Origin of the sequence: Leisingera sp. M523 (assembly GCF_025141335.1) — a bacterium.
In the GTDB taxonomy this organism is placed as follows: domain Bacteria; phylum Pseudomonadota; class Alphaproteobacteria; order Rhodobacterales; family Rhodobacteraceae; genus Leisingera.
This window is the reverse complement of sequence record NZ_CP081036.1, coordinates 2,677,505-2,693,388: the sequence shown is the minus strand read 5'-3', so window position 1 is coordinate 2,693,388 and position 15,884 is coordinate 2,677,505. Positions and strand designations below refer to the sequence as shown.

At 62.3% G+C, this 15,884-nt stretch carries 10 protein-coding genes and 3 pseudogenes; 7 read left to right on the top strand and 6 right to left on the bottom strand.

From position 1 onward, the window contains the following. Positions 1-140: 140 nt before the first annotated feature. Positions 141-332: pseudogene (locus K3557_RS13240) on the bottom strand (integrase); the annotation flags it as partial. Between the two features lie 185 nt (positions 333-517). Here K3557_RS13240 and K3557_RS20625 point away from each other — a divergent pair. Next, positions 518-676 (top strand): hypothetical protein, encoded by a 159-nt coding sequence (locus K3557_RS20625; RefSeq protein WP_409201181.1) that lies wholly within the window; start codon positions 518-520, stop codon positions 674-676. Positions 677-714: 38 nt separating this feature from the next. Next, positions 715-2,014, top strand: a pseudogene (locus K3557_RS13230) (IS3 family transposase); the annotation flags it as partial. A gap of 314 nt (positions 2,015-2,328) precedes the next feature. Here the strand turns inward: K3557_RS13230 and K3557_RS13225 are convergent. The 3 genes and pseudogenes from K3557_RS13225 to K3557_RS20620 form a co-directional block, all read right to left on the bottom strand. Then, the gene (locus K3557_RS13225) at positions 2,329-3,363 is read right to left on the bottom strand and encodes an IS110 family transposase (RefSeq protein ID WP_259993778.1); all 1,035 of its coding nucleotides are present in this window, start codon (positions 3,361-3,363) and stop codon (positions 2,329-2,331) included. A gap of 366 nt (positions 3,364-3,729) precedes the next feature. Further along, a pseudogene (locus K3557_RS13220) lies at positions 3,730-4,350 on the bottom strand (IS3 family transposase); the annotation flags it as partial. After that, positions 4,305-4,610: an RrF2 family transcriptional regulator gene (locus K3557_RS20620; protein ID WP_409201180.1), complete on the bottom strand. Its 306-nt coding sequence runs from the start codon at positions 4,608-4,610 to the stop codon at positions 4,305-4,307. The gene K3557_RS20620 and the pseudogene K3557_RS13220, both read right to left, overlap by 46 nt. Positions 4,611-4,835: 225 nt before the next feature. Here K3557_RS20620 and K3557_RS13210 point away from each other — a divergent pair, with 225 nt between their 5' ends. Continuing rightward, the gene (locus tag K3557_RS13210) at positions 4,836-5,201 is read left to right on the top strand and encodes a hypothetical protein (RefSeq protein ID WP_259994444.1); all 366 of its coding nucleotides are present in this window, start codon (positions 4,836-4,838) and stop codon (positions 5,199-5,201) included. A gap of 698 nt (positions 5,202-5,899) precedes the next feature. Beyond that, complete coding sequence (locus K3557_RS13205) at positions 5,900-7,795, top strand: methyl-accepting chemotaxis protein (RefSeq protein ID WP_259994443.1); 1,896 nt, start codon at positions 5,900-5,902, stop codon at positions 7,793-7,795. Between the two features lie 83 nt (positions 7,796-7,878). Here the strand turns inward: K3557_RS13205 and K3557_RS13200 are convergent, their stop codons facing one another. Beyond that, a complete protein-coding gene (locus tag K3557_RS13200) occupies positions 7,879-10,092 on the bottom strand; it encodes an NADP-dependent isocitrate dehydrogenase (protein WP_259994442.1) in 2,214 nt (737 codons plus the stop codon). A 311-nt stretch (positions 10,093-10,403) separates the two neighbouring features. After that, positions 10,404-10,895 carry an SH3 domain-containing protein gene (locus tag K3557_RS13195; RefSeq protein WP_409201221.1) on the bottom strand — a complete coding sequence of 164 codons (492 nt, stop codon included), beginning with the start codon at positions 10,893-10,895 and terminating at the stop codon, positions 10,404-10,406. Positions 10,896-11,110: 215 nt separating this feature from the next. On the opposite strand from K3557_RS13195, the gene K3557_RS13190 reads away from it, so the two are divergent. From K3557_RS13190 to K3557_RS13180, 3 genes are all read left to right on the top strand, one after another. Continuing rightward, positions 11,111-12,097, top strand: coding sequence for a D-glycerate dehydrogenase (locus tag K3557_RS13190; protein ID WP_259994430.1), 987 nt, complete (start codon positions 11,111-11,113; stop codon positions 12,095-12,097). Positions 12,098-12,138: 41 nt separating this feature from the next. Then, entirely contained in the window at positions 12,139-13,917 is a 1,779-nt protein-coding gene (gene ggt / locus K3557_RS13185) for a gamma-glutamyltransferase (RefSeq protein ID WP_259994428.1), read from the top strand. A 134-nt stretch (positions 13,918-14,051) separates the two neighbouring features. Then, positions 14,052-15,455 carry an FAD-binding oxidoreductase gene (locus tag K3557_RS13180; RefSeq protein WP_259994426.1) on the top strand — a complete coding sequence of 468 codons (1,404 nt, stop codon included), beginning with the start codon at positions 14,052-14,054 and terminating at the stop codon, positions 15,453-15,455. The last annotated feature ends 429 nt before the right edge of the window (positions 15,456-15,884 follow it).

Below are 15,884 nucleotides of genomic sequence, written 5' to 3'. Positions count from 1 at the left end.
GCGGGCCACACTCACGCCCAGCTGAAGCCGCTCGCAATGGCCCGCGTCGAAAAATCTTCATCGAAGCCGGCCCACTGCTGCGGCGCGAACGCAGGTCCGGTCCGGATTGGCGAACGGCACGTGCCGCCCGCCAACGTGATTCAAAGGTCGATTTGCTCGACGATGCTCAGCGCATCTTCAAGTTCGGCACCAAGGTATCTGACAGTGCTGTCAACCTTTGTGTGTCCGAGCAATAGTTGAACCGCCCTGAGATTTCCGGTTTTCCGGTATATCTCCGCTGCTTTGGTTCTGCGCTGCGAATGGGTGCCGTATCCACTGGGTTTGAACCGCACCGGGTTTGCCGGAGGCTTCAACTCCTGAGTAGGATGAAGTCACCATGAGCAAGACAACCAACAAGTATTCTCCTGAGGTCCGCGAGCGTGCGGTGCGTCTGGTGCTGGACAAGTGAGCCATTGGAGGCGCCATTGGTCCGAGCCCAATGGCAAACGGCCAGTACAGTTCCCGCTGGCAGGCAATCATGCCGATCTCTGCGAAGATCGGCTGTTCGGCGCACAGGCTGAATGAGTGGGTGAAGAAGGCGGAAGTCGACAGCGGCAAGCGGGCGGGTGTTCCAACTGATGCCGCCGGCAGTGCGGGTCGTTCGCGCAGCGGTCAAATGATCCGGGGGATCATTTGACCGCCCAAACGAAGGCGCTTGAGCGGGAGAACCGCGAGCTGCGCCAGGTGAACGAGATTCTCCGCAAGGCATCGGCGTTGACCTTGTCACCCGGACCAGTGGCGTTCCTACGGTCAGCTTTGCGATGGCGGAGCTCGGCCGCCGGTTGAAGGGATGGTGTCATTCATCCGCTGCCCGGCAGCGCATGCCAGCATGCGCGAGAGGGGACATGCATCGCGGTGAGCATGGGGTCGAGCCGATCTGCATTCGCCATTGCCGCTCGGACCAATGGCGCGACATGGCTCATTCCTGCCGATTGCCCCTTCCACGTATTACGAGCATCTGGCGCAGCAGGCCGATCCGGCCCGGTTGCCGGACCGTGCCCGGCGTGACGCGGCATTGCGGCCCGGGATCCTGCGTGTTTTCGAAGAGAACTGGCGGGTCTATGGCGTGCGGAAGATCTGGCGGCAATTGCAGCGGGAGGGTCTCACTGTTGCCCGCTGCACGGTCGCCCGGCTGATGAAGAGCATGGGTATTCAAGGCGCTCGCCATTGTCCTCGGACCAATGGCGGACAAAAGCTCGCTCCGGGGCAAGCCGCACAAAACCACGATGCCCGGCAAAAAGGCCCCGTGCCCGCTCTCGCACATGCTGCGCATGTGCTGCCGGGCAGTGGATGGACAAGGTAAACCGGCAATTCCGTGTCCCCGCGCCCAACATGCTCTGGGTCAGCGATTTCACCTATGTTGCCACCTGGAAAGGGTTCGCCTATGTCGCCGCTCGCCATTGGGCTCGAACCAATGGCGCCTTCAATGGCTCGCTTATCGATGCCTATGCCCGCAAGATCGTTGGCCCCCTCTCGGCAGATTTGGCTTTGCCAAATCGCCTGCCGGTCAATGGGTCGTGTCAGCACCTCGGCGCATGCCGGGTTCGTTCTCCCCTCTCGGCAGCATGCTTCGCATGCGCCTGCCGGGCAATGGATGCTCTGGAGCAGGCTGTTCACGAGCGGCGGCCGGCAAAGGCGATGGGGCTTGTTCATCACTCCGGCCGCCGTTCTCGGCGATGCTGGCATCGCCTGTCACGCAGTGGGTCAGCCAATACCTTTCGATCAAATACACAGAGCGGTTGGGCGAAGCTGGTATCGAGCCCTCTGCGGGCAGCGTCGGAGACAGCTATGAGTTCAAGCAGATCCGCGCAGCGGATCAAATGATCCGGGGGATCATTTGAAGGCGCAGAACGCCCTGGCCGAGACGATCAACGGTTTGTTCAAAGCCGAGGTCATTCACCGCCGCGGCCCTTGGCGCAACTTCGAAGACGTGGAATACGCAACGCTCGAATGGGTGGATTGGTTGTCTAATCGCTACCCGCACGTCAAGGCACTGGGCAGCAGAACGTCCGCCGTGCCGCAAGGGTGGCAGCACGCAGCGCAAATCTCAAGTGCGGGACCGGGGCCGTATCCGTCTCGTTGCGCAGAAATGTCCGGGTGCCGGGAGCAGGGTTGTCTCCGCGGTCGGCATGTGCCGCCGCATCATGGTCTTCGCAGGCACGGCCTTCCTGTGTTCAACGCGCAGTCTATCCTGAGAGCTGCAGCCAATCTAAACGGAATGGCCAGACCCACGTCCGCGGCAGGGACGGCGCAGCACGCATGTGCCGGTCCCGGCTGGCGGGCTCCGGTCTAAATTGTCGCGGGTTCTCCGGACGGCCTGAAGGCTTCGCCGGTCTTGAGCATGCTGTGCATGATCACCGCCAGCTTGCGTGCGACGGCCACGGCTGCGCGCTTGAGCCCGATACGTTCCTTCAGCGCCAAGCCCCATGTCCGGAGCACACTGTCGTTCCGGGCCCTGCTGCGCGTCAGCATCACGACTGCAGCCTCGTAGAGCAGGCTACGCAGATGTCGGTCGCCCCTGCGGGAAATGTGGCCGTCATAGTCGACCTCTCCCGACTGGTATCGGCGCGTGGTCAGCCCGAGCCACGCCCCAACGGAGCGCGACCGTCGGAAATTGCCCGGGTCTTCCACTGCGGCGGAAAATGACAGGGCCGTCACCGGCCCGATGCCCGGGATCGTCATCAGCAAGACCGCTGCCTTGTCGTGCCTCGCGGCAGCAAGCAACTGCCGGTCGAACTCGGCCGCGTGGCTGCGCATGTCGCGCCATGCCCCGAGCAGCGGCAGAATGATCCGCGCCAGATCATCCCTTCTGTCGAGAAGAGCGCGGACATTGGCCTCGAAGACCCGGCCCTTGCCCTTCGGCACAATCAGCCCGAACGTCTTCATGACGCCCCGGATCTGGTTGCTCAGCTGGATCGACATGCCGACGATCTGGCTGCGGATCGCGATCAGCGTGCGCGCCAGCATCGAGCCGAACGCCTTGACGCGGACTTCCTTGTAGAACCCAGCCTCTGCGATCCGGGCAAGGCCGTCTGCATCATTGGCATCCGTCTTGTTCAGCGTTTCGTTCAATATCTTCTGCGCATGGCGCGCCTCGATGCAGATGGCGGGAACGCCTTCCGCGGTCAGGGCGTGGTAGAACCACGTCGCGAGCGGGCCGCTCTCGAAGACGACCCGTTCCGCCCGCGGAGCGTGCCTTCGGATGATTTCCGCGACGCTTCCGGGATCGGAAACGCATTTTCCCCGCCAGATCCGGGAGCCGTCCTCCCGGATGGAAATTGCAGTTTCCTTCAAAGACACGTCCAACCCGACATGCTGCACCATGGTTGTTCTCCGCCTGTTGCCTTGGTCAGGAGCTCTTCCCGAGCCCCTTCCCATCGTAGCGCGGGCAGCCGCTCGTTCATCTGTCCAGAAGGCCGGAACGACTCGCTCCGCGATTACGCCATGTTCAACAACCGCCGCCTGCTTGAACCCATTGGGAACATCCCGCCGGCAGAAGCAGAGGCCAATTTCTACGCCGCTCTGGAAACTGAGGACATTGCCGCGTAACTAACTGAAATCAGTCTCCGGAAAACCCGGTGCGGTTCAGTTTCAGCCCAATCGCCGCCACCCAATCCCGCACAAGCCGGCCATTTTGGCGAGTTGAGAGATGCGGGTGAGCAGCCCCACTTGAGTGGTCCAAATTTGAAGTCAGTGCATGGTTGGCCTTTGGTCCATCGAGACGATGGCCTCTGGAGCCGGTGGGCGGTAGCCCAGAGCACTGTGGGGGCTTTTGGTATTGTAGTGTTTCCTTCAGCTTTCGATGATAATTTGCGCCTCACGCAGCGAGTAGAAAACTCCCCCGTTCAGCAGCTCGTCGCGCATTCGCCCGTTGAAGCTTTCGCAATAGCCATTCTCCCAAGGTGACCCTGGTTCAATGAACGCAGTTTTGGCCCCGACAGCTTTGATCTAACCCCTGACAGCCTCCGCGATGAACTCTGGGCCGTTGTCAGATCGGATATACGCTGGGACACCACGCAATATGAACAGGTCCGTCAGCGCGTCGATGACCTCGGTCCAGTTCAGCTTTCGCTTCACCCGGATCGCAAGACACTCCCGGCTGTGTTCGTCCAGGATGTTCAGTGTCCTGAACGCCCTGCCATCATCTGTCCGGTGATGCACGAAGTCGTAGGACCAAACGTGATTGCGATACTCCGGCCGCAGCCGGACACATGATCCGTCGCTGAGCCAGAGCCGTCCCTTCTTGGGTTGCTTGATTGGAATCTTCAGCCCCTCTCGCCGCCATAGACGTTCGACACGTTTATCGTCCACCCGCTGCCGGCAGGCGGTGTTTTTACCGCCGAGAGGGGCCAGCCTGCGTCTCTCAGCAGTGCTAAACGCATGCCTCCGTTCCGGCCTCGTACTGAGTCCACATACGCCTCATGGGTCAGCCATTGAGAAATCTTGGCCAAGTGATTGAAAGGCAGTTTCTGCATAGCCGCGATCTCGCGGGTCGACATCAATCCTTCCTCATGCGTGGCGAGGTGGATCAGGATGCGCAGGGCGTAATCTGAGAACTTTGATATCTGCATAAGTGTTCTTCCCATAATTAATATGCATTGGAAAGGCGTGTTTTGTTGAGGTGTGCCGCCACCCAGTAATGGGCGTTCAGAATACTCATTAAGGGAAGTGGCACATGCAGCCAGTTGTTCTATTGATCCCGCTGGTCCTGAGGGCGGTGCTTTCAGCTGTCTTCTGCTGGGAGGCATGGGCGATGGACCCGGCCCGAATGCCAACAGCAAGCGCACAGGGCTGATATGGGCAAAGACGGTCCTTGGTGTGATCGTTTCCGCCGGCTCTTTGCGCAGCTGGCCAGCACCCGGAACGCGATGGAAGTGAACGTCAGCCGCGGTCAGTGGCGGTGGGATAACGATACCACCGAGATCCCGGCCGGCACGCTGGTCAATTTCAACGTGGCAACCGGGGACGTCACCGACGGCATGGGCATCTATGACAGCAGCTTGACGCTGCTGACCCAGGTGCAGGCGATCCCCGGCTGCACCACCCGGGTCACCTATACGTTTGAGGAGCCCGGCGGCTACCAGCTCCTGTGTATGGAGTTTTGCGGAGTGGCCCATCAGGACTTGGTCAAGGAATTCGAAGTTGTAGCGATGGAGGAATAAAGGAGCACTGCATCTGACCCGTTGCGGCTGGGTACCCTGCGGCGGCATAACCCGGCCGCGGAGGTTTTCCGCTTCAAGGAACCGGTGAAGGTGCCGCTTGTGCAGAGCCGGAATGAGGTCAAACGCATTCTGGCCATGGCGCCCGGCCCGAAAGCGCGCGTAGCAGAGGCGCGAAGGCTGTCGGGCCCCGCAAGGTGCGGCGCAGGCTCATCAAAGCCGGCAAAATCCGTGCCCAAAATGCCGCGCATCATTCAAACGTCGCGCACGGTGTCTGAAAAACGGGCAGCAAAATTCTTTATCACAGGGCGTAGTGATGCGTTTGAACGGTTTCTGAGAGTGCCGGTAAGCAACGGCGGTTGACTGCTCCCGCAACTACCGTTTCCAAAGGGCATGATCCCGGCCAATTCGCCAACAAGGTCAAGCTGATGGCCTTCGGACGCTACACTGTCCGGAACCATCCGCATCTCCGAAATCAAGGCTCGCCGCGCCGCTGTGGCCTGCTGCCTCACCTTTGGCGCGTACAGAGGCCGGGATGCAGCCGCAGGGCAGGCGCTGGCGGGTGACAGCCCAGAGCATCGTTGGCGCATTGCGGCATGAACTTTGCGAAATGCGGCGGAAAGCTGCATCCGGCTAGGAAATTGTTAGAGAGTGCAGCTTAAACCCACAGGCAATATGCACGTAATGAAGGTTCCGCACTAATGCTCCGACTCCCCGATTTTCTGTACCGTCTGCCTGTTCGTATCTATGCGCTGGCGGCGCTGGCTCTCAGTCTGACGGCTGTGCTGACTTTCCTGCTGCTGTCACAATCCGTCAAAAACGCCTATGAAATGCGCTATACCGAGCTGCACAACGTCACAGACACCGCAGTCAGCCTGCTGCGCGATCTGGAAGAAGGTGTGAAATCCGGCCGCTTCACCGAGCAGGAGGCCCGGGACATCGGCCGAGAGCGGCTCACCGCCTTGCGTTTCGGCGATGCAGGTTATGTTTTTGTCTTCGACCATGATCTGGTGGTGCAGGCGCATCCGACGGTGCCCGCTTGGAATGGCACCAATCAGGGCGCCTACGAGGATGTGACCGGCATCAAAGTGTTCCAGGAGCTGGAGAAAATCGCCGCAGCTAATGGGGCAGGGGAGCTTACATATTACTTTAAGAAACCTGATTCCGACGTGATCGAAGCCAAGATCGGCTATGTGCAGGCCTATGAACCCTGGGGCTGGATTGTCGGCACCGGCGCCTATGTCTCGGATATCGAGTCGGACGTGGCGCTGATGCGCAATGAGGCGCTGATCATTCTGGGCATCAGCTTGGTGACACTGTCGATTGCCGCCTATTTCATCACCCGCAGTGTCACCGGACCGCTGAACGGTCTCAAGTCCCGCATGCAGACCTTGGCCGATGGCGACACTGGCAGTGAAATCCCCTGTGCCAATGCGCGCAGCGAAATGGGGGAGATTGCCCAAAGCCTCGATGTGTTCCGCCAGGCACTGATCCGTCAGAAAGATCTGGAGAAGGCCGAGCAGCAGCGCAATGAAAAGCGCAGCAATGTCGTGGCCGTGCTCAGCGGCAAACTGTCAGCCCTGTCGCAGGGGGACCTGACCGCGCAGATCACCGAGGTTTTCCCTGAGAATTACGAGCAGCTGCGCCAGGATTTCAACACCACCGCGCAGAACCTCAGCGCCACGGTCGAGCAAGTGATTGCCGCGGCCGCCAGCATCCGCAGCGGTGCTGCAGAAATCAGCCAGGCTTCGGATGACCTGTCGCACCGCACCGAAAGCCAGGCCGCCACGCTGGAACAGACCGCCGCTGCGCTGGATGAGCTGACCGCAAGCGTCAAATCCGCCGCCGACGGCGCCCGCAGCGTCGAAGCGACCATGGATGAGGCCAAGGAAGAGGCCCGCACCAGCGGCGAAGTGGTGCAGAGCGCGGTGTCCGCGATGACCGAGATCGAAGAAAGCTCCAACAAGATCAGCCAGATTATCTCGGTGATCGACGACATTGCGTTTCAAACCAATCTGTTGGCACTGAACGCCGGGGTCGAGGCCGCCCGCGCGGGCGAGGCAGGGCGCGGCTTTGCGGTGGTGGCGTCTGAAGTGCGGGCGCTGGCACAGCGGTCGTCAGACGCGGCGATGGAGATCAAGACGCTGATCTCGGACAGCTCCGGCCAGGTAGCCCGCGGTGTGGATCTGGTGGGCAAGGCGGGGGATGCGCTGCAAAGCATCGTCAGCCAGGTTACCCATATTTCGCAGCTGGTCTCCGGCATTGCAGAGGGCGCTGCGGAGCAGTCCACCGGCCTGAATGAGATCAACACCGGCGTCACTCAGCTGGATCAGGTCACCCAGCAGAACGCGGCGATGGTGGAGGAGGCGACGGCCGCCGGCCATTTGCTGAAGACCGATGCCTCCAAGCTGACCGATCTGGTGGCGCACTTCAAAATCCCTGGCGGCCGTGTGGCAGCTGCTCCGGCCCAGGCGGCCAGCACGCCGGCATCTGTGCCGTCCGCCCATGGCAACGATGACTGGGACATGCAGCCCGCCGCGCAGCCTGTTGCCGCGGCCAGCGGCAACGCAGCCAAGAATATGTGGCAGGATTTCTGATCCATCTGGCAACCTTCACAGACAAACAAAAAAGCGCCCGGGGATTTCCCCGGGCGCTTTTTGTTTCGGACTGTCGGGAAAGATCAGCCGATGATCGCGTTCAGTGTGGCACTGGGACGCATCACCTTTGCCTTCAACGCGGCGCTCGGACGGTAATAGCCGCCGATGTCTGCCGCCGGACCCTGGGCTGCGGCCAGCTCGCTGATGATCTGTTCCTCCTTGGCGCCCAGCTCTTCGGCGATGGGGGCAAAATGCGCCGCCAGATCCGCATCTTCGGTCTGTGCTGCCAGGGCTTCGGCCCAATAGCGGGCAAACCAGTAGTGGCTGTCGCGGTTGTCCGGCTGGCCAACCTTGCGCGAGGGCGAGCGGTTGTGGTCGAGAATGCCTTGGGTGGCGTCCTCAGCCGCGGCGCCCAGCACACCTGCTTTGGCGTTGCCTTTGTTGTCGGCCAGGAAATTCAGGCTTTCCCCCAGGGCACAGAATTCACCCATCGAATCCCAGCGCAGGTGGTTTTCCTCGACCAGCTGCTGCACGTGTTTCGGGGCGGAACCGCCGGCGCCAGTCTCAAACAGGCCACCGCCCTGCATCAGCTTGACGATTGACAGCATCTTGGCCGATGTGCCCAGCTCCAGGATCGGGAACAGGTCGGTCAGATAGTCGCGCAGCACGTTGCCGGTGATGGCGATGCTGTCCTTGCCCGCAGTAATGGTCTCCAGGCTCTGGCGGGTTGCCTCGCGCGGGGCCAGGGTCTGGAACTTGTCCGCAACGCCAGCGGCTTCCAGCGCAGGCTGCACGTATTTGATCAGCTCGGCGTCATGGGCGCGGTTTGCGTCCAGCCAGAAGATCGCCTCGGAACCGGTCAAGCGTTGACGGTCCAGCGCCAGCTGGATCCAGTTCTCGATCGGGGCCTTTTTCACGGTGCAGGAGCGCCAGATGTCGCCTGCTTCCACATCGTGGCTGTGCAGGGTGTCGCCATTGGCCAGAACCACCCGGATGGTGCCGTCTGCGGGTGCTTCAAAGGTGGTCGGGTGGGAGCCGTATTCCTCGGCCTTCTGCGCCATCAGGCCGACGTTAGCGACGGCACCGGCGGTGGTCACATCCAGCGCGCCATTAGCTTTGAAGAAATTGATGGTCTCGTCATAGATCGTGGCATAGCAGCGGTCGGGGATCACGCAGTTGGTGTCGCCCTTGTTGCCGTTCTGATCCCAGCCCTTGCCGCCGGCGCGGATCACCGCGGGCATCGAGGCGTCGATGATCACATCGGACGGCACATGCAGGTTGGTGATGCCCTTGTCGCTGTCGACCATATACATGTCGGGGCGCTCGGCACGGACCGCGTCGATGGCGGCCATGATCTCTGCGTTGTCCTTGACCCGCGCCAGCAGGTCGCCCAGACCCGAGTTCGGGTTCACACCCAGCGCGTCCAGTTCAGTCCCGAATTTGCCGAACACCGGCGCCAGCCAGGCCTTGACGGCGTGGCCGAAGATGATCGGGTCGGAGACCTTCATCATGGTGGCCTTCATGTGCAGCGAGAACATCGTGCCGTCAGCCTTGGTGTCCGCGATCGCCTCCGTCAGAAAGGCGGCCAGGGCCTTGGCAGACATGAAGGTCGCATCGGCCACGGTGCCGTCTTCCAGCGGCCAGGCGTCTTTCAGCACGGTGACCGAGCCATCTTTGGCGGTGAATTCGATTCTTGCGTCCCCGGCCTGCGCGGCGGTGATGGTGGCGGATTTCTCGTTTGCATAGAAATCATTGCCCGGCATCGACGACACTTTGGTCTTGCTGTCTGCCGACCATGCGCCCATCGAATGCGGGTTCTTTTGGGCAAAGTTCTTCACTGCCTTGGCGGCGCGACGGTCGGAATTGCCTTCGCGCAGGACCGGGTTTACAGCCGAGCCCTTGATCGCATCAAAGCGCGCGCGGATGTCTTTTTCGGCGTCTGTGGCGGGTTCTGCCGGGTAGTCCGGAATGGCATAGCCCTGGCCCTGCAGTTCCGTGACAGCGGCAACCAGCTGCGGTACCGAGGCAGAGACATTGGGCAGTTTGATGACATTGGCGTCCGGGGTTTTCACCAGCTGGCCCAGCTCGGCCAGATCATCGCTTTGGCGCTGTTCTGCGGTCAGCCCTTCCGGGAAGGCTGCAATGATGCGCCCGGCAAGCGAAATATCCTTGGTTCCGACCGAGACACCAGCGGCTGCGGCAAACTTGCGGATGATCGGCAAGAAGGATGCCGAGGCCAGTTCGGGCGCTTCGTCTACAATGGTATACAATATGTCCGGGGTTTGATTTTCTGCCATGTTTCACAACCTTTCAGCGATCTCGGAGGCTTTTGTGACGTCAGCGCAGACAGGCCGCGCCAGGTTCGGGTATTCCGGTGCTGCCACGGCGGTGCCCTGAAAATGGGCGGAACCCGGCCTGGCAGCCAATGGTATGGCCCCCATGTAGAACACGATTGCTGCGGGTGCAATGGTTTGGCGCATCTGCGCCCCGCGCGGATTGCCGCGGCTGCGCGCAGGCGGGCGGGAGAGGGGCGCTGCCCCTCTTGGGCCTGCGGCCCAATTCACCCCGGAGTATTTGGGGGAAAGATGAAAATTGAGAGAGAAGGGGATTATTCGCGCAGCTCACCCGGTGCGACGCCCCAGAGTTTTTTCTTAGGCGCCCAGCCGCTGTAACCGCCGGCCGAGATTTCACACCAGCTGGTTTCGCAGTCGCCGAGGCGGGCAACCACGCCCAGTTCAAATGCTGCGGTTACCGGCGCGCGGGAGTCCGGGCGCGCGTGCACGGTCAGCATGTCTTCTTCGATCAGCACCGTGCGCACGCCGGACAGCAGCGCGTAATGCACCCAGCCGCCGGCCCCCTCGCGGTCTTGAACCCGGCGCCAGTGGCCGTATTCCGCGGTGATCTCCAGCGGCATGCCGCGGCGTTTGAACACCCAGTCGATCTTATGGGTCAGCGAAGGGCCGCGGCGGACATTGCCCTTGGCCGCCTTCATCGAGACATAACGGGGCAGCGGCAGGTTGGTGACAGGGCCGCGGGATTCGGCGGCGCACACAGCCCCCGCCAGCGCCAAGGATACCGCTGCCGCTGCCAGATGGCGCATTGCCATTGCCGCTATTTTCACTGCCTGCTCGCCTCTTTTTGCCCAGCCGGATCAGGCCCAGCCTCTTGTTCCGGTCTTCTGCCCGCCCTTTGGCACTGGCCGGGAAATTTCCGGCCTGCGGCAAGGGAGTTGCGCTTGGGTTCTTGTGCCCGCCCGCGTCCTGCGCCACGATGCCATGGAGGCGTGCGGAATGAAAAGCCCAAGGGAGAGCGCAAGTGCCAAGAGACCGACTGAGTGTTGTTGTTACGCGACGGTTGCCGGAGCCTGTGGAAACCCGGCTGAGCGAGTTGTTTAATGTGCGCCTGCGCGAGGATGACGCGCCGATGTCCCGGGCCGAGCTGGCCGCGGCGGTGAAGGATGCCGATGTGCTGGTGCCCACGGTCACCGATACCATTGATGCAGGGATCCTGGGTCAGGCGGGCGAGCGGCTGCGGCTGATTGCGAATTACGGCGCGGGCGTTGACCATATTGATGTGTCCACCGCCCGTCAGCGCGGCATTCTGGTCTCCAACACCCCCGGGGTGCTGACCGATGATACTGCTGACATGGCAATGGCGCTGATCATGGCAGTGGTGCGCCGCATGCCCGAGGGGCTCGCCGTGATGCAGAAGGGCGACTGGAAAGGCTGGGCGCCCACAGCGCTGTTGGGCGGGCGGATTGCAGGGCGCCGTCTTGGCATCCTTGGCATGGGACGGATCGGCCAGGCCGTGGCCAAGCGCGCGGCGGCCTTTGGCATGCAGATCCACTACCATAACCGCCGCCGGTTGCGTCCCGAAACCGAAGAGACGTTGGAGGCCACCTATTGGGAAAGCCTCGATCAGATGGCGGCGCGGATGGATGTGCTGTCGATCAACTGCCCGTCTACCCCTTCGACCTTTCACCTGATGAATGCACGCCGTCTGAAATTGATGAAGCCCTCGGCGGTGATCGTGAACACCTCGCGCGGCGAGGTGATCGACGAACACGCCCTGACCCGCATGCTGCGCTCGAATGAAATCGCCGGTGCCGGCCTGGATGTCTATGAACACGGCACCGACATCAACCCGCGCCTGCGCGAGCTGCCCAATGTTGTGCTGCTGCCGCATATGGGCTCGGCCACAATCGAGGGCCGGATCGAGATGGGCGAGAAGGTGCTATTGAATATCAAGACCTTCGAGGATGGCCACCGGCCGCCGGATCAGGTGGTGCCCTCGATGCTGTAACTGCCCGCGCTCCGGGCCGGAATTTAAGAAAGGATTTTTCCATGAGACACTTGATTCTGGCCTGTATCGTCGGCGCCGGCAGTGCCGCCGCGCAGGAGGCCGCCGACGCCGTGGCCCCTGAGGGGGCAACCGCCGGCACGTTTGAGGCACTCTCGGCGGAAGCCGCCGCCGCTATGGAGGCCAAATCCGCAGGCCAGCCCGTAGAAGCCGAAAACTGGATGGTGACTGCCGCCAATCCGCATGCGGTGGAGGCCGGTGCCGCCGTGCTGCGCGCAGGCGGCACCGCGGCAGATGCGATGGTGGCGGTGCAGACCGTGCTGGGACTGGTGGAGCCGCAATCTTCCGGCCTGGGCGGCGGCGCGTTTCTGGTCTGGTATGACGCTGCTGCGGGCGAGCTGACCACGCTGGACGGGCGCGAGACGGCGCCGCTGGCCGCCACGCCACTTTTGTTTCAGGATGAAAACGGCGAGCCGTTGAAATTCTTTGATGCGGTTGTCGGCGGTCTGTCCGTCGGCACGCCGGGCACACCTGCGCTGCTGGAGGCCGCGCACCGGCGCTGGGGGCAGGCCAACTGGCCGTCGCTGTTTGAACCGGCGATCCAGCTGGCCGAGGAAGGTTTTTCCGTCTCCCCGCGCCTGGCAGGGCTGGTGGCAGATGATGCAGAGCGGCTTGCACGGTTCCCAGCCACCGCGGAATACTTCCTGCCGGACGGTGCACCCATTGCCGAAGGCGCTATGCTGCTGAACCCGGACTATGCCGCCACCTTGCGGGCGCTGGCACAGGGCGGGGCAGGGGCGTTTTACACCGGTCCCATCGCGGCAGAGATCGTCCGCACCGTCAACACTGCCGAGGGCAACCCGGGCGTTTTGTCCGCCACCGATCTGGCGCTTTATCAGGTCAGGGAACGTCCGGCAGTCTGCGCCGCCTACCGCGATTTTGAGGCTTGCGGTATGGGGCCGCCGTCCTCAGGCGCGCTGACGGTGGGGCAGATCCTGGGAATGCTTGGACAGTATGATCTGGCGGAACTGGGCGCAGACAGTGCCGAGGCCTGGCGGCTGATCGGCGATGCCTCACGGCTCGCCTTCGCCGACCGGGGCCGTTACATGGCGGACAGTGATTTTGTGCCGGTGCCGACGCATGGGCTGGTGGCAGCGGATTACCTTGCCAGCCGGGCAGAGCTGCTGCAAAGCGGTGATGCGCTGCCCGAGGCGGCGCCGGGCACGCCCGAGTTCGACCATGCGCTGCTGCTGGCGGATGACGAGTCGATCGAGCTGCCCTCGACCTCGCATATCTCGATTGTGGACCAGTACGGTAACGTGCTGTCGATGACCACGACGATAGAAAACGCCTTTGGCTCGCGGCTGATGGCGGGCGGGTTCCTGTTGAATAATGAGCTGACGGATTTCTCCTTCCGCACCCATGCGGACGGCGTGCCTATCGCCAACCGGCTGGAACCGGGCAAGCGTCCGCGCTCCTCGATGGCGCCGACCATTGTGCTGAAGGACGGCAAACCGGTTCTGGCCATCGGCTCCCCCGGCGGCAGCCGGATCATCGGCTATGTGGCGAAATCCATCGTGGCATGGGCCGATTGGGGGATGAACATCCAAGCGGCGCTGGCGCTGCCGCATCTGGTCAACCGGTTCGGCACCTATGATCTGGAGGCAGGCACCAGCGCCGAGGGGTTGGAGCAGGCGCTGACAGACATGGGGTATGAGGTCAATATCCGCGATCTGACCTCCGGCCTGCACGCAATTGAAATCGGCGAGGGGCTGAGGGGAGCTGCGGACCCGAGACGGGAAGGGATTGCGCTGGGCGGTTAGCCCGTTATGGCCCGGCCGCCATGCCGGGCGGCATCAGCGCTACGGGGTTCTGGGTATTGCTGAACTGCAAGTTCGGGGCTTAGGTTAACAGGTGAAGTTCCGGGCTCTGTGCCCTGACCCCGAGGAGACCCATCATGGTGCAAGCTATCTCATTGCCCCGCAACGAGGCCGGGATCGCCGCCGCTGTGGAGACGCTGAAACAGCGGTTCGGCGATCAGTTGCAAACCGGCCAGGCCATCCGCGATCAGCACGGCCACACCACCACCTGGATCACCAACCAGCCCCCCGATGCAGTGGTCTTCCCCACCTCTGCGGAAGAAGTTTCCGAGATTATCAAGATCTGCGCCGAATACGGCGTGCCGGTTATTCCTTTCGGCACCGGCACCTCTCTGGAAGGGCATGTGAACGCCCCCGCCGGCGGTATCTGCATCGACATGATGCGGATGGACAGGATTATCGCCGTCCATGCCGAAGACCTCGACGTGGTGGTGCAGCCCGGCGTCACCCGTGAACAGCTCAACACCTATCTGCGCGATCAGGGTCTGTTTTTCCCGATCGATCCCGGCGCCAATGCTTCCTTGGGCGGGATGGCAGCAACGCGGGCCTCGGGCACCAATGCGGTGCGTTATGGCACCATGAAGGACAACGTGCTGGCGCTTGAGGCGGTGATGGCCGACGGCGGCGTGATCCGCACGGCGCAGCGGGCCAGGAAATCCTCGGCAGGTTATGACATGACTAGCCTGCTGGTCGGCTCCGAGGGCACCCTGGGCCTGATCACCGAGCTGACGCTGAAACTGCAGGGCATCCCCGAGGCGATCCGCTCCGCCCGCTGCTCCTTCCGCACCGTGGACGACGCCTGCCGCGCGGTGATGATGACCATCCAATACGGCATCCCCGTTGCCCGCATCGAACTGCTGGATGCGCTCAGCGTGCGGGCGGCCAATGCCTATTCCGGTCTCGACCTGCCAGAGACGCCGCTCTTGCTGCTGGAATTCCACGGCTCGGACGCGGGCGTGGTGGAACAGTCGGACATGTTTGCCTCCATCGCCGAGGAATTCAGCGGCTTTGATTTCGCGGCAACCTCAACGGCGGAGGAGCGCAACAAGCTTTGGCAGGCGCGCCATGATATGTATTGGGCCAGCCTTCAGCTGCGCCCGGGCGCCAAGGGGATTTCCACCGATGTCTGCGTGCCGATCTCGCGCCTTGCCGAATGCGTCGGCGCCGCGCGGGACAAAGCCGGGAGCATGGGGCTGATGGCGCCGATTGTCGGCCATGTGGGCGACGGCAATTTTCACGCGCTGCTGCTGATTGATATGGACAGCGGGATCGAGCGGCAGAAGGCGGATGATTTTGTCGGCTGGCTCAATGATCTGGCGATCTCGATGGACGGCACCTGCACCGGCGAACACGGCATCGGCCAAGGCAAACGGCCCTATCTGCAGAAGGAACTGGGCAAGACAACCCGTTACATGGCTGCGGTCAAGGCCGCACTGGACCCGGAGAATATCATGAATCCGGGCAAGATCCTGGAGATGTGATCCGCAAACGTCCGCCAGCCGTCCGCACTGGGCCAGCGGAGGATTTGAGTATTTGGAAAAAGGTGAAGCCCAAGCCGGTCGCTTCATCTTTTCTCAAATACTCACTGCGCAACGGGGCCAACGGGATGCAGCGCCAGGATGTTGCGCCCCCGGCGCTCGCCTGCCTCAGCTTATCTTAAACCCGCTCTGTCATGATCCCCCTTGATCGCGGTCACCGCCGGGCCTGACACCCCCGGCATTTTGGAACAGGGCCCTTTGGCAAGGGCACGCAGAAACAACGTTCAGCGTGCGGGAGAAACCTCCCGTCCCGCCTCCGCCTCCATGGCGCCGCCGCCATTCCTTACTGCTGACGATCAAAGCATCAGACAGCACCCAAGGATCAGCACCGGCAGAATGCGGCAGCAACCGGCAGGGCAGGGTCCTGGCCGG

Bases quoted from the DNA above. Each gene is read 5' to 3' on its own strand.
- K3557_RS20625 (WP_409201181.1), top strand. From the start codon at position 518: ATGCCGATCTCTGCGAAGATCGGCTGTTCGGCGCACAGGCTGAATGAG.
- K3557_RS13225 (WP_259993778.1), bottom strand. From the start codon at position 3,363: ATGGTGCAGCATGTCGGGTTGGACGTGTCTTTGAAGGAAACTGCAATT.
- K3557_RS20620 (WP_409201180.1), bottom strand. From the start codon at position 4,610: ATGCAGATATCAAAGTTCTCAGATTACGCCCTGCGCATCCTGATCCAC.
- K3557_RS13210 (WP_259994444.1), top strand. From the start codon at position 4,836: ATGGGCAAAGACGGTCCTTGGTGTGATCGTTTCCGCCGGCTCTTTGCG.
- K3557_RS13205 (WP_259994443.1), top strand. From the start codon at position 5,900: ATGCTCCGACTCCCCGATTTTCTGTACCGTCTGCCTGTTCGTATCTAT.
- K3557_RS13200 (WP_259994442.1), bottom strand. From the start codon at position 10,092: ATGGCAGAAAATCAAACCCCGGACATATTGTATACCATTGTAGACGAA.
- K3557_RS13195 (WP_409201221.1), bottom strand. From the start codon at position 10,895: ATGCGCCATCTGGCAGCGGCAGCGGTATCCTTGGCGCTGGCGGGGGCT.
- ggt (WP_259994428.1), top strand. From the start codon at position 12,139: ATGAGACACTTGATTCTGGCCTGTATCGTCGGCGCCGGCAGTGCCGCC.
- K3557_RS13180 (WP_259994426.1), top strand. From the start codon at position 14,052: ATGGTGCAAGCTATCTCATTGCCCCGCAACGAGGCCGGGATCGCCGCC.